We start from the raw sequence: 12,911 nt of genomic DNA on the forward strand, positions 1-12,911 counted from the left end.
GGGGGTCAGCGGGGCGGAGCGACGGAGGCGCGGGAGACCAGCACCGGGGCCACGGGGGCGAGAGCGGATGCGGCGGCAGCGGTTCCGCCGATCGCGGCGGCTACGGCCCGACGCGCGAGCTCCTCGAAGTCCTGCCGCACGGTGGTGAGCGGCGGCCAGTAGTACGCGGCATCCGGCGCATCGTCGAACCCGACCACGCTGACGTCGCCCGGAACCGTGAGCCCCGCCTCGTGCAGGGCGCTCAGCAGCCCGAGCGCCATCTGATCGTTCGCCGCGAACACCGCCGTGACCCCGGAGTCGCGAACCGCCTCGACCGCCGCGTACCCCGATCCGGCCGACCAGTCCCCCGCGATCACCGGCCCCGGCGTCAACCCGCGAGCGGCGAGCTCCGCGGCGAAACCCTCGGCGCGCGACTCCGCCTCGAGCCAGTCCGCAGGTCCCGCGAGATGCGCGATGCGGGTGTGTCCGGCATCGGCGAGCGCGGCGACCGCCAACCGCGCACCCGCCGCCTGATCCACCGAGAGTCCCGTCGTACCGAGGCCGGCGGAGTGCAGTGTCACGACCGGCACGTCGATGCGCAGCGCGGCGAGCGCCTCCAGCGTCTGGGCGTGGGGGGCGACGACGACTATCCCCTCCACCCCCTGCACGACGAGGTGGTCGACCGCCGCGACGACGGCTCCGACATCCGCCGCATCCGCGAAGGCCGCGCTCACCCAGTACCCGGCTTCGCGCGCCGAGGCCTCCAGCGCTGCGAGGCTGCGCGAGGGCCCGTACTGCAGCGCATCCGAGGCCAGAACCCCCAGGGTCCGCGAGCGCCGGGTGCCCAGCGCCCGGGCGGCGTTGTTCATGCGGTAGCCGAGCTCCGCCATCGCGGCGACCACGCGCTCCTTGGTGTCGGTGGCGACATCGGGGTGGTCGTTCAGCACCCGCGACACGGTCTGCCGGGACACGCCTGCGCGGGCGGCGACGTCGCGGACGCCGATGGATCGGCTGCGGCCGCTGCTCGTGTCACTCACGCCGACGAGTGTACGACGACCGGTCCACTCGGCCCGCCGCCGTGGCACTCTGGTGACATGCGCATCGCTCTCACCGGCTCCTCCGGCAAGCTCGGCCGCGTCGTCGCCCGCGAACTCCGTGCGAACGGCTACGACGTCATCGGCATGGACCTCACCGGCACCCGCGGCCCCGACTTCGTGCAGGTCGACCTGACCGACTACGGCCAGGTCGTCGACGCGTTCACGGCGGTCGGCGACAGGCACGACGGCATCGACGCGGTCGTGCACCTCGGGGCGATCCCGGCCCCCGGCATCCGCACCGACGTGGCGACCTTCCACAACAACATGCCGGCCACGTTCAACGTGTTCTGGGCGGCCGTGCGCCTCGGCATCCGACGCATCGTGTACGCGTCGAGCGAGACGGTGCTCGGGTTGCCGTTCGACGTGCCGCCGCCCTACGTGCCGGTCGACGAGGACTACCCCGCGCGCCCCGAATCCGTCTACTCGCTCGTGAAGACGCTCGAGGAGCAGCTCGCGACCGAGCTCGTGCGCTGGCACCCCGACCTGTCGATCACGGCCCTGCGGTTCTCGAACGTTATGGTCCCCGAGGACTACGCGGAGTTCCCCTCGTTCGACGCCGACGCCCTCGGGCGCAAGTGGAACCTGTGGGGTTACATCGACGCCCGCGACGGCGCCCAGGCGGTGCAGCGGGCGCTGGAGGTCGCAGCCCCCGGATTCGACCGGTTCATCATCGCGGCGGCCGACACCGTGATGTCGCGGCCCAACGACGAACTGCTCGCCGAAGTGTTCCCCGACGTGCCGAAGCGCCGCGAGTTCGGCCCGAACGAGACGCTGCTGTCGATCGACCGGGCGCGCCGCGTGCTCGGCTACGACCCGCAGCACTCCTGGCGCGAGCACGTGTGACGCCGGCAGCGCCGGGGTCACCGAGCCCGTCGAAGCGCCTGGAACGGGTCAGCGCCGAGCGATGGTCGAGCCTCGGATGACCAGGCGCACGGGCAGATGGTGCGACCCCTCACCGATGTCGACGCCGTCGATCGCGTCGAACACGCGCTGCGCCGCCTGACGCCCGAGCTGCTGCAGGTTCGCGTCGATGCTGGTCAGCTCCGGGCGGGCGTTGGTCGCCAGCACCTCCCAGTTGTCGTAGCCGATGACGGCGAGGTCGTCGGGCACCGAGCGCCCGAGATCCCGCGCCGAGTCGAGCACACCGCGCGCGATCTGGTCGGACCCGCAGAACACCGCATCGATATCCGGATGCCGCTGCAGCAGCAGCGCTCCGGCATCCCGACCCCAGTGCTCGGTCCATTCCGAGAGCATGGGGGCGCCGACGAACTCGAGCCCGGCTTCGGCGAGCGCGGCCCTGGCACCGGCGAGGCGATCCTGCGCCGCGGCGTAGGAGGGTTCGCCCGAGATGTGCGCGATGCGTCGGCGCCCGCACGAGAGCAGATGCTCGATCGCGAGGCGCCCTCCCGCGTAGTTGTCGGGGGTGAGAGACAGGTCGCGCGGATCGTCCGACGGCGCATACGCGTACACGACCGGAACCGGGATGTCCTGCCCCAGCGAGGGACGCGGGTCGGTCTGCCGTCCGACGACGATGATGCCGTCGACGCGGCGGCTCAACAGCTCTTTCAGGTGATGCTGCTCGCGGATCGCGTCGCCGCGGGCGTCGCAGAGGAACACGTTGATGCGCCCCGCACCGAAGGCGTCTTCCGCCCCCATGAGGATCGGGATCATGAAGCGGCCTTCGAGGTCGCTGGTGAGCAGTCCCACCGTGCCGGTGCGTCCGGCGAGGAGCCCTCGGGCCATCGCATTCGGGGTGAACGCGAGCTCTGCGGCGGCGGCCACGACCCGGGCCTTGGTGGCCACTGCGACATCACCACGGTCGTTGAGCGCCTTCGACGCCGTGGCGATCGAGACGCCGGCATGCCGTGCCACGTCGCTGAGCGTCGCCGCCTTGCCCGCCATGTCGCCGCTGCTGACCATCTCGCCCCCTGAACGTTTCTGAAAGGTTATCGGAGCGATGCTTGACCGCCGCGCTTCATTCACGATATACCTTTCGAAAGCGGTTTCGGAGTTTTCGAAATTGCACCTCAGCTCGACACTGCCGTCGCTCGCCGACCGCATCCACTCACCGAAGAGTCCTGGAGGCAATCCCATGCACACCCCCCGACGACGGGCGCTCCGCCGCACCGCCACCATCCTCGCCGTCACCGGCCTGCTCGCCGTCCCACTGGCGGGCTGCGCAGCCGGAGACGACACCGCCGGCCCGACCGAGGAGATCCCCGCGGGAGGCGTCGACGACGGGTCGACGCTGACGCTCTGGACCCGCGCTCCCATCGAACGCCAGGCCAAACTGCTCGTCGATGCGTACAACGACTCGCACGAGAACCAGGTCGAGCTCACGGTCGTCCCCAACGACGACTACGTCGCCAAGGTCGGCGCCGCCGCCGGGTCCGGCGGACTCCCCGACCTCTTCGCGGCCGACATCGTCTACGTGCCCAACTGGGCGCAACAGGGCCTCTTCGCCGACCTCTCGACCCAGATCGACGGCCTCGACTTCAAGGACGAGATCAACCAGGGCCACCTCGACGCCGGCACCGTCGACGACAAGGAGTACGTGCTGCCGTTCGCGCTCGACCTCTCGATGCTGTTCTGGAACAAGGAGCTGTTCGCCGAGGCCGGCCTCGACCCCGAGAAGGCGCCGGCGACGCTCGAAGAGTTCTCCGAGGCCGTGCAGGCGGTGCAGGCTCTGAACAAGCCCGACACCTACGGCACCGCCACGGGTCTGAACTGCGGCGGCTGCCTGGTCTTCACCTGGTTCCCCTCGGTCTGGGCCTCCGGCGAAGAGGTCATGAGCGACGACGGCACCGAATCGCTGCTGAACGGCGACTCGGCTCAGGCTGTGTACGACACCTGGGCCGAGTTGGAAGAGGCGGGCGCGGTGCTTCCGAGCTCCACCGACGAGACCGGCCCGACCTGGACCGCGGCCTTCAGCGAGGGCAAGGTCGGCGTGATGCCGTTCCCGGCGACGCTCCTCCCCTCGCTGGAGTTCGACGCGGGCGTGGCCGGCATCCCGGGTGTCGACGGCGGCGTCTCGACGTTCGTCGGCGGCGACGGCATCGGCATCTCGAAGGACTCGAAGCAGTCCGCGCAGGCCTGGAACTTCCTCGACTGGATGATGTCCGAGGAGGCACAGGTCGAGGTACTGGCCAAGGACGGCAACGCGGTCTCACGCGGCGACCTCGCCGACAACGAGTACGCGGCGGCCGACCCCCGTCTGGTCACGATCAACGAGGTCGCGGCGCAGGGCAGCACACCCGTGGCTCTGAACTTCCAGCAGGCGTTCAACGCGCCGGGCAGCCCGTGGCTCACGCTCGTGCGCAACCGGGTGCTGAACGGCGAGGACTCCGTCGACGCCGACAACGACGAGATCACCGCCATCCTCGGGCAGTGATCCTCCCGGCGGGCGGTGCCATGACGCGCCGCCCGCCGCTCCCCTCGACTGCAGCGACAGCATCCGACAAAGCGACAGCCTCCGACGAAAGAGAACCCGATGACCTCGACCGCACCCCCGCTGCGCCGCCGACGCGCGCGCACCGGATTCGGCGGCCCCGTGCAGGGGTGGTTGTACGCCGCCCCCACCGCGATCTTCGTGGCGCTGCTCTTCGTGGTCCCGCTGATCCTCGTGCTGCAGATGTCGGCATCCGACTGGCCGCTGCTCAGCGGGAACCAGGGGTTGAACTTCCCCGAGAACTACGTGGATGCCGTCAATCACCGCCTCTTCTGGGACAGCATCCGCTTCACCCTGCTGTACACGGTCATCACCACCGTGCTCCTGATCGGCCTGGGTCTCGGGCTCGCGCTGCTCGTGCAGGAGTCGACCCGCTGGAAGGGCCTCCTGCGCACGGCGTTCCTGATTCCGAGCGCCCTGGGCCTGGCATCCGCCTCGCTGCTCTTCTACGTGCTGTACTCCCCCATCGCCGGGCCCTTCGCCGGACTCATGAAGTCGTGGGGCATCACCTTCCTCGGCACCCCCGACGGCGCACTGTGGTCGACGATCTTCCTCATCGTGTGGCGCTTCGCCGGCTTCTACATGCTGCTGATGCTCGTGGGACTGCAGGGCATCCCCGACGACATCTACGAAGCCGCGCGCATCGACGGCTCGAGCCGCTGGCAGACCTTCCGCTACATCACGGTCCCCCTGCTGAAGCCGACGTTCGCCCTCACGACCGTGATGTGCGTGACCGGGTCGCTGCTCGCGTTCGAGCAGTTCTACATCCTCACCAAGGGCGGCCCCGACAACAGCACGATGACGGTCGTGCAGCTGATCTACAACGTGGCCTTCCAGGGGCAGAACAGCCTCGGCATCGCCGGCGCCCTCTCGGTGATCGTGCTCCTCGCGCTCATCGTCATCAACGTCTTCCAGTTGCGCGCCTTCCGGCGTCCGGATGAGAGCTGACCCGCATGTCTCAGACACTGACCCGCACCATCGTCGCGCCGGACCACCAGCCGACAGCGCCCCGATACCGCTCCACAGCGGCCCGCATCGTCTTCGGCATCCCGTACTGGGTGTTCACGACCGCCCTCGCGGTGATCTTCCTCTACCCGCTCATCTGGACCGGCGTCTCGTCGGTCAGCCCGATGGCGGGCACGAGCCAGACCGACGGCTGGGGGTTCGGCAACTATGCCGCCCTCGGCGAGTACCAGGCGGGCATCTGGGTCTACCTCGGCAACTCGCTGTTCGTCTCCGTGCTCACGGTCACCCTGACCCTGTTCATCTCGCTGCTCGGCGGCTACGCCTTCGCCCGGTTCTCGTTCCCGGGTAAGAACGCGCTGTTCCTGCTGACCCTCGCGATCCTGATGGTGCCGTACGCGACCCTGCTCATCCCGCTGTACGTGATCCTCAACGCGGTCGGCCTGCAGAACTCGCTGGTGGGCGTCGCACTCGTGATCACCATGTTCCAGCTGCCGTTCTCGATGTTCATGATGCGCATCTCTTTCGAATCGATCCCGCGCGAGATGGACGAGGCGGCGATGGTCGACGGATGCTCCAGCTGGGGCGCCCTGTGGCGGGTGCTGCTCCCGGCGGTCAAGCCCGGACTCGTCACCGTCGGGCTGTTCGCGTTCCTCACGGCATGGAACGACTTCATGGCGCCGCTGATCCTCATCAACGACTCGAACCGCATGACACTGCCGCTCGCGGTCGCGAACCTCCGCGGGCAGGTGCAGGGTGTCGTCGACTACGGCGCCACCGAGGCGGGAGTCGTCGTGCTGGCGCTCCCCTGCATCGTGCTGTTCCTGATCCTCCAACGACACTACGTGCGCGGCTTCATGTCCGGCGCCTTCAAGGGATGACGATGTTCGACACCACTGCACCGGCTGCTCCGGTGGTTCCCACGCGCGGGCGCCTGCGCCCCCTCGGCCTCGACGACGTGCGCATCACGGGCGGATTCTGGGGCGAACGCCAGGCCGTCAACGGCACGGCGACCCTCGACCACATCGAATCGCGCCTGGAGTCGGAGGGCTGGCTGCCCAACTTCGATCTCGCCGCCGCGGGCACACTGCCCGAGGGGCGCCGCGGGCGGGAGTTCGCGGATTCCGAGATCTACAAGTACCTCGAGGCCCTCGCCTGGGAGATCGGACGGACGGATGCCGCGACCGATGCCCCGCTCGAGCAGCGTTTCCGCGCCGTGGTCTCGCGGGTGGCTGCCGCGCAGGAGACCGACGGCTATCTGAACACGCAGTTCGGGCGCCCGGGGCAGGGCGAGCGCTGGTCGGATCTGGAGTGGGGCCACGAGCTGTACTGCCTCGGACACCTCTTCCAGGCGGCGGTCGCTCGGCACCGCACCCGGCCGGATGCCGACGACGGACTCGTCGCGGTCGCCCGACGCGCGGCCGAGCTCGTCTGCGGCGAGTTCGGCACCGACGGCCGCGACGCGATCTGCGGTCACGCCGAGGTCGAGGTCGGACTCGCCGAGCTGGGACGGGCGCTCGGGGAACAGCGCTTCATCGACCAAGCGGCCCTGTTCGTCGAACGGCACGGCCGCGGGTCGCTCGCCGAGATCGAATGGGGCCAGGAGTACTTCCAGGACGACGTGCCGGTGCGCGCGGCCGAGGCGCTGCGCGGGCACGCCGTGCGCGCGAACTACCTGGCCTCCGGCGCCACCGACGTGGCGATCGAACTCTCCGACGATGCACTGCTCGACGCGTTGCGCGGGCAGTGGGACCGCACGGTCGAGCGCCGCACCTATGTGACCGGCGGCCAGGGGTCGCACCACCAGGACGAGGCGTTCGGCGCCGACTGGGAGCTGCCTTCGGATCGCGCGTACTCCGAGACGTGTGCCGGAGTCGGGTCGATCATGTTCTCGTGGCGGCTGCTGCTCGCGACCGGCGACACCCGGCACGCCGACCTCATCGAGCGCACCCTCTTCAACGTCGTCGCGACGTCTCCCGCGCCGGACGGTCGGGCGTTCTACTACGCGAACACCCTGCACCAGCGTGTTCCGGGGGTACCGGCCGATCCGGAGGGAACGTCCAAGCGTGCTTCTTCGTCGTTGCGCGCGCCGTGGTTCGAGGTCTCGTGCTGCCCGCCCAACGTGGCGCGCACCTTCGCGAGCCTCGCGGCCTATGTCGCGACGGCCGACGACGAGGGCGTGCAGCTGCATCAGTACGCGCCGGCATCCGTGCGCACCACGCTGCCCGACGGACGCGTGATCGCGCTCGACATCGCGACCGGATACCCGGTCGACGGCGGCATCCGGGTGACGATCGCGGAAGACGCCGAGTTCACGCTCACCCTGCGGGTGCCGGCGTGGGCAGAGGGCGCGACGGTGCGGGTCGACGCCGACGGCGAGAGCGCGCAGCATCCGGCCGCTCCCGGCACGGTCGAAGTGCGCCGCGCCTTCCGCGCCGGTGATTTCGTCGAGCTGACGCTGCCTCTCATGGCGCGCACGACGAGCCCCGATCCTCGCGTCGACGCCGTGCGCGGCTCGGTCGCGGTCGAGCGCGGCCCCGAGGTGCTGGCTCTGGAGTCTCTCGACTTCGGCGCCGATGTGGTCGACGCGGTGGTCGCCGGCGAGCCCGTCGAGTCCGGCGGTCACGTGCGGATGCCGCTTCGGAACCGCGCCTCCGGCGAGGTCGCGGAGGCCCTGCTCGTCCCGTATCACGACTGGGCGCAGCGCGGTCCGTCCACGATGCGGGTCTGGATCCCGACGGCCTGACCTGAGGGCTCGCAACCACAACTCGGAGCGAGTGGCACGGTGAATGAACTCAAGTCACCAGTCGAGGCGCGGATCGCTCTTGGAGAGTCGACGGAGGGTGCTCCGTCCGGCCGCAATCGTCGGGAAATCTTGATCGATCTTTGCCAGCAGCGAGAGGCTCTCGTTGAGGCGGGCGCGGATGTTGACTTGGAGGAGATTATCGTGATGCGCGACCCGGTTGCGAAGGCGTCTCATGGTTTCAAGCTGGCGACCGAGACGGATGCGCTCAGCGTCGGAACCCTGCACGTTAGGGAATGCTCGGTGGATGGCGTGCGACCAGAGCTGGGCTTGCCGGGGCGAGCCATCGGTGCTGTGTACGAGTTTCACCCAGGAACCGAACATGAGTTGAGCGATCATGTCGTCATGGGTTACTGGAGCGTTGTGCCGCCCGTGGTTGCGCGGGCGGCGCTGGGACTCTTTGACCGCATTCTTACGTGCTACGGAAAGGGCATCCTTCAGGAGTCCGTATAGCGGAGCGGCAGCGCCATGCTCGTCCGTCCAATCGCGCCCCAGCCCTGGCTGTGCAGCGTTCCATGAGGCAGCACGGGATCGATCGCATTTCTCACTGCGATCTCCACATAGGACAGTTGCGCATGCAGGGCACCCGAAACCTGGGTCGACCACATGTAGAGTTCGCCGGCGCGGGCCGCGTCTCCCGCTGCCGCGGTCAGATACACACCGGAGCGCGCCGAACCGAGCAGGGAGACTAGGGATCGTTGACCGACCATCGATCACACGATATCCTTAACACACGAGCGTCGGACAAGGGTCGGCGCGCTATATCCCGGAAGCCCTCGCCATAGGCGGGGGTTTCTTGTTTGGCTGCACTCCACGATCGATCCACTCGAAAGGAGCTCGGGGCTACTCCCGTTTCCGGGTGACCGCCCGCTGCAGCAGCACGAAGACCAACAGGATGCCGCCGGTGATGATGGTCGTCATCTCCGGCGGGATGCCGCCATCACGGGTGATCAGCACGTTCATCAGGCCGAGAACCAGCGCACCGATGACCGAGCCCAGCACGTAGCCGTAGGCGCCGGTGAGCACCGTGCCGCCGATCACGGCCGCAGCGATCGCGTCGAGCTCCCACCCGATGCCGGTGATGTTCTGCGCCGTGCCGAGTCGTGCTGTGTAGAGCACGGCGGCGAGTCCGGCGAGCGAACCGCTGATCACGTAGACGAGCACCTTGGTGCGGTGCACGGGGAGACCCATCAGCAGCGCGGAGCTCTCCGACCCGCCGATCGCGTAGACCGTCCGTCCGGTCCGCGTGCGGTGCAGGACGAAGAAGGCCACTGCGACGACGATCACCGCGATCACCACGGCCGGCGTGATGACGAGGTCGTTCACCTTGGGTCCGTCGACGATCTTGAGCTGCACGCCGATCCAGCGGATGGGCGACTCCTCGCCGAGCCGCTCCGGCTTGGTGCTCAGCAGCGAGGCGAGCCCGCGACCGAGGAACATCATCGCCAGCGTCGCGATGAACGGCTGCACATTGAAGTATCGGATCAGGACGCCGGACACCACGCCGAAGGCCGCGCCGATCCCGATCATGGCGACGATCACGGCGAGCGCGTTCCAGCCCGCGTTCGAGAGCATCACCCCGGCCACCGAGGACAGCGCGATGATCGACCCGACCGACAGGTCGATGCCCCCGGTGAGGATGACGAAGGTCAGTGCGACCGCCAACACGATCAGGTGCGCGTTGTTGATGAGCAGGTTCGAGAGCGTGTTCGCCTGCACGATGCGCCCGTAGGCGATCTCGCCGAACACGACCATGCCGACGAAGATGACCACCGAGGCGATGGTCGGCAGCACCGACGGGTTCGCCGTGACCACGCGTCGCATCCGGTCGAGGAGCGTCTCGGTCTCGTTCAGGGCGGGAGCCGCCGTCGCCACGCTCATGCGGCCACCTCCTCTTTCTGCGCGACGGGTTCGACCGGCGCGGAACGGCGTCTTCTGCGGAACCAGCTGCGCACGCGCTCGGACTGCAGCAGGCACAGCGCGACGATCACTATGGCCTTGAACGCGGGCGTCGCCGACGACGAGATGCCGAGGTAGAGGACGGTCTTGTCGAGGGTCGCGATGAGCAGCGCCCCGACGAAGGCCCCGCTCAGCGAGAACTTGCCTCCGGCGAGAGAAGCCCCGCCGATGACGACGGCGAGGATGGCGTCGAGCTCCAGCTGGTATCCGGTGCGGGAGATGTCGACGGTCATGACGCTGCCGACCGACATGATGCCGGCGACACCGGCCAGCACACCGCTGAGGATGTACGTCGTCAGCAGCAGTCCCTTCGGCTTGATGCCGGCCATGCGGCTCGCCCGCGGGTTGATGCCGATGGCCTCGATCATGAGGCCGAGGGCGCTGCGGCGCACGACCCAGCCGACGGCGAGCACCAGCAGCACCGCCAGGATGAACACGACCGGGATGCCGAGCACGAAGCCGTTCGAGATCCAGCGGAACGCATCGTTGGACGCCGTGGTGTTCTGACCGCCGGTGATCACCTTGGCGATGCCGCGCCCGGCGAGCATCAGCACGAGCGTGGCGATGAACGGCTGCAGCCCGACGTAGGCGACGAGCACCCCGTTGACCGCCCCGAGGATTCCGGTGATCAGCAGCGCGAGCCCGACGGCGCCGAGCGCTCCGCCCACCCCGGCCGACGGGTCGGCAGCACTGAGGAACTCCATCGACACGGCGCCCGCGACAGCCATGAGCGACCCGACCGAGAGGTCGATGCCACCGGTGGCGATCACGAGCGACATCCCGATCGCGATCATCATGATGGGCGCCGCCTGACGCAGGATGTCGATGACGTTGCCGACCAGGTTGCCGTTGTTCGGGTTGATGGTCACGGCGAGGTAGGTCGGGTCCTTGAGCACGTTCAGGGCGAGCAGTGCGGCGATGGCGACGATCCCCCAGAAGAAGGGTTTGTGGATCAGGTCGCGCCAGATGGTGGAGCCGGTTGCGGCGGTCATCGCGCTGCCTCCTTGTCAGTGGTGTGAGCGATGCTATCCGGCAGCGCGCCGTCGGCTTCGTCGAGGGTCTCGGCCGCCGCTTCCACGCCGTGCGCGGCGATCACATCGACGACGACCTGGGCCGTGACGTCGGGTCCGTTCTGGATCTCGCCGATCTTGCGGTGGTCCTTCAGCACGACGATCCGCTCGGACAGCCGGACCACCTCTTCGAGCTCGGACGAGATGAAGACCACGGCGACGCCCTCTTCCGCGAGTTCGGCGACCGCCTCCTGGATCTCGGCCTTGGCGCCCACGTCGATGCCGCGGGTGGGCTCGTCGAGGATGAGGAGTTCGGGCCGCGTCGCCAGCCAGCGGCCGAGCAGCACCTTCTGCTGGTTGCCGCCCGAGAGGTTCTTGATCATCCGGTCGGGATCGGCGGGGCGCACGTTCAGCTGCGCGATGTACTTCTCGACGATCGCGTCCTGCTCCTTGCGGGGCATGGGCCGCGCCCAGCCGCGCTCGGCCTGCACGGCGAGGATGATGTTCTCGCGCACGGTCAGGTCTCCGACGATGCCCTCGTCGCGGCGGTTCTCGGTCGAGAACGCGATGCGCAACGCGAGCGCTTCGGCGGGCGACTTCAGCTCGACGCGGCGACCGTGCAGTTCGATCGTCCCGCCGTCGGTACGGTCTGCTCCGTAGAGCAGCCGGGCGAGTTCGGTGCGTCCGGAGCCGAGCAGGCCCGCGACGCCGATCACCTCGCCGGGGCGGATGTCGAGGTCGGTGGGCTCGACCGCGCCGCGACGCGTGATGCCGGATGCGGACAGCAGCGGCTTCTCCTCGGCGTCACGGGGTGCGCGTCGACGGTTGCCGCCGAGCGACTTCAGCGCGTCGAGGTCCTTGCCGATCATGGTCGAGATGAGCGCGTGCCGGTCGAGGTCACGGGTGAGGTACTCGCCTTCGTAACGGCCGTTGCGCAGCACCGTGAGGCGGTCGCTGATCGCATAGACCTGATCGAGGAAGTGCGAGACGAAGAGGATCCCGACCCCCTGGTCGCGCAGCGAGCGGATCACGGCGAAGAGGCCGTCGACCTCGGCGGCATCCAGGCTCGATGTGGGCTCGTCGAGGATGAGGACCTTGGCCTTGATCGCCATGGCCCGGCTGATCGCGACGAGCTGCTGCAGGGCGATCGAGAGGGTGGAGAGAGGTCGGTGGGTGTCGAGGTGTCCGAGTCCGAGCCGGCTGAGGGCCTCGGTGGCCGCGCGATGAGTGGCCGACCAGTTGATGCCGAACGGACCGCGGCGCTCGTGCCCGAGCATGACGTTCTCGCCGATGGAGAGGTTCGGCGCCAGATTGACCTCTTGGTACACGGTCGAGATGCCGGCGTCCTGGGCGTCTCCGGCTCCGGTGAAGCTGCGCTCCTGGCCGGTCACGACGATCGACCCGGAGTCGATGCGGTAGACGCCGGTGAGGGCCTTGATCAACGTCGACTTGCCGGCGCCGTTCTCCCCCATGAGGGCGTGCACCTCACCGGGGAACAGGCGGAAGTCGACCCCGTCGAGCGCTTTCACACCGGGGAATCCGATCGATATCCCGCGCATCTCGACGATGGGGAGTTCTTCGTTCATCACTGTCTCTCCGTCCGGGTGCCCGGGTGGCGCGCTGCGGGCGCCACCCGGGCGGGGTGCCGGATC

Annotated in this window: 12 protein-coding genes; 6 read left to right on the top strand and 6 right to left on the bottom strand. The window is 68.8% G+C overall.

Annotated elements, in window-relative coordinates:
• Window positions 1-5: 5 nt before the first annotated feature.
• Entirely contained in the window at window positions 6-1,016 is a 1,011-nt protein-coding gene (locus GZ67_RS0106950; RefSeq protein ID WP_029264426.1) for a LacI family DNA-binding transcriptional regulator, read from the bottom strand.
• A 57-nt stretch (window positions 1,017-1,073) separates the two neighbouring features.
• Between GZ67_RS0106950 and GZ67_RS0106955 the strand changes: the two genes are divergently transcribed.
• A complete protein-coding gene (locus GZ67_RS0106955) occupies window positions 1,074-1,919 on the top strand; it encodes an NAD-dependent epimerase/dehydratase family protein (RefSeq protein WP_029264425.1) in 846 nt (281 codons plus the stop codon).
• Between the two features lie 48 nt (window positions 1,920-1,967).
• Here the strand turns inward: GZ67_RS0106955 and GZ67_RS0106960 are convergent, their stop codons facing one another.
• Window positions 1,968-2,996, bottom strand: a complete 1,029-nt coding sequence (locus tag GZ67_RS0106960) for a LacI family DNA-binding transcriptional regulator (protein WP_029264424.1) — start codon at window positions 2,994-2,996, stop codon at window positions 1,968-1,970.
• A gap of 172 nt (window positions 2,997-3,168) precedes the next feature.
• Here GZ67_RS0106960 and GZ67_RS0106965 point away from each other — a divergent pair, with 172 nt between their 5' ends.
• The 5 genes from GZ67_RS0106965 to GZ67_RS19695 all read left to right on the top strand — a co-directional run bounded on the left by GZ67_RS0106965 (window position 3,169) and on the right by GZ67_RS19695 (window position 8,743).
• Window positions 3,169-4,467, top strand: a complete 1,299-nt coding sequence (locus tag GZ67_RS0106965; RefSeq protein ID WP_029264423.1) for an ABC transporter substrate-binding protein — start codon at window positions 3,169-3,171, stop codon at window positions 4,465-4,467.
• 99 nt (window positions 4,468-4,566) lie between these two features.
• Window positions 4,567-5,472 (top strand): carbohydrate ABC transporter permease, encoded by a 906-nt coding sequence (locus GZ67_RS0106970; protein ID WP_029264422.1) that lies wholly within the window; start codon window positions 4,567-4,569, stop codon window positions 5,470-5,472.
• Between the two features lie 5 nt (window positions 5,473-5,477).
• Window positions 5,478-6,368 carry a carbohydrate ABC transporter permease gene (locus tag GZ67_RS0106975; RefSeq protein ID WP_081859920.1) on the top strand — a complete coding sequence of 297 codons (891 nt, stop codon included), beginning with the start codon at window positions 5,478-5,480 and terminating at the stop codon, window positions 6,366-6,368.
• On the top strand, window positions 6,365-8,233 hold the full coding sequence (locus GZ67_RS0106980; protein WP_029264420.1) for a beta-L-arabinofuranosidase domain-containing protein: 1,869 nt from the start codon (window positions 6,365-6,367) through the stop codon (window positions 8,231-8,233). The genes GZ67_RS0106975 and GZ67_RS0106980 overlap by 4 nt, the downstream gene beginning before the upstream one ends.
• 39 nt (window positions 8,234-8,272) lie before the next feature.
• Complete coding sequence (locus GZ67_RS19695) at window positions 8,273-8,743, top strand: hypothetical protein (RefSeq protein WP_136025782.1); 471 nt, start codon at window positions 8,273-8,275, stop codon at window positions 8,741-8,743.
• Here GZ67_RS19695 and GZ67_RS19700 read toward each other — a convergent pair.
• From GZ67_RS19700 to GZ67_RS0107000, 4 genes are all read right to left on the bottom strand, one after another.
• On the bottom strand, window positions 8,728-9,000 hold the full coding sequence (locus tag GZ67_RS19700) for a hypothetical protein (protein ID WP_051662404.1): 273 nt from the start codon (window positions 8,998-9,000) through the stop codon (window positions 8,728-8,730). The genes GZ67_RS19695 and GZ67_RS19700 overlap by 16 nt on opposite strands.
• Window positions 9,001-9,133: 133 nt before the next feature.
• Complete coding sequence (locus GZ67_RS0106990; RefSeq protein WP_029264418.1) at window positions 9,134-10,171, bottom strand: ABC transporter permease; 1,038 nt, start codon at window positions 10,169-10,171, stop codon at window positions 9,134-9,136.
• Entirely contained in the window at window positions 10,168-11,241 is a 1,074-nt protein-coding gene (locus GZ67_RS0106995; protein ID WP_036304416.1) for an ABC transporter permease, read from the bottom strand. Before GZ67_RS0106995 ends, GZ67_RS0106990 begins: the two co-directional genes overlap by 4 nt.
• Window positions 11,238-12,845, bottom strand: coding sequence for a sugar ABC transporter ATP-binding protein (locus tag GZ67_RS0107000; RefSeq protein ID WP_029273831.1), 1,608 nt, complete (start codon window positions 12,843-12,845; stop codon window positions 11,238-11,240). The genes GZ67_RS0106995 and GZ67_RS0107000 overlap by 4 nt, the downstream gene beginning before the upstream one ends.
• Window positions 12,846-12,911: the final 66 nt, after the last annotated feature.

It is taken from the genome of Microbacterium sp. Cr-K20 (assembly GCF_000708325.1).
Lineage (GTDB): Bacteria > Actinomycetota > Actinomycetes > Actinomycetales > Microbacteriaceae > Microbacterium.

What these genes read in the sequence shown, in the direction of transcription:
- GZ67_RS0106955 (WP_029264425.1), top strand. Translation starts at nt 1,074, where the DNA reads ATGCGCATCGCTCTCACCGGCTCCTCCGGCAAGCTCGGCCGCGTCGTC.
- GZ67_RS0106960 (WP_029264424.1), bottom strand. Translation starts at nt 2,996, where the DNA reads ATGGTCAGCAGCGGCGACATGGCGGGCAAGGCGGCGACGCTCAGCGAC.
- GZ67_RS0106965 (WP_029264423.1), top strand. Translation starts at nt 3,169, where the DNA reads ATGCACACCCCCCGACGACGGGCGCTCCGCCGCACCGCCACCATCCTC.
- GZ67_RS0106970 (WP_029264422.1), top strand. Translation starts at nt 4,567, where the DNA reads ATGACCTCGACCGCACCCCCGCTGCGCCGCCGACGCGCGCGCACCGGA.
- GZ67_RS0106975 (WP_081859920.1), top strand. Translation starts at nt 5,478, where the DNA reads ATGTCTCAGACACTGACCCGCACCATCGTCGCGCCGGACCACCAGCCG.
- GZ67_RS0106980 (WP_029264420.1), top strand. Translation starts at nt 6,365, where the DNA reads ATGACGATGTTCGACACCACTGCACCGGCTGCTCCGGTGGTTCCCACG.
- GZ67_RS19700 (WP_051662404.1), bottom strand. Translation starts at nt 9,000, where the DNA reads ATGGTCGGTCAACGATCCCTAGTCTCCCTGCTCGGTTCGGCGCGCTCC.
- GZ67_RS0106990 (WP_029264418.1), bottom strand. Translation starts at nt 10,171, where the DNA reads ATGAGCGTGGCGACGGCGGCTCCCGCCCTGAACGAGACCGAGACGCTC.
- GZ67_RS0106995 (WP_036304416.1), bottom strand. Translation starts at nt 11,241, where the DNA reads ATGACCGCCGCAACCGGCTCCACCATCTGGCGCGACCTGATCCACAAA.
- GZ67_RS0107000 (WP_029273831.1), bottom strand. Translation starts at nt 12,845, where the DNA reads ATGAACGAAGAACTCCCCATCGTCGAGATGCGCGGGATATCGATCGGA.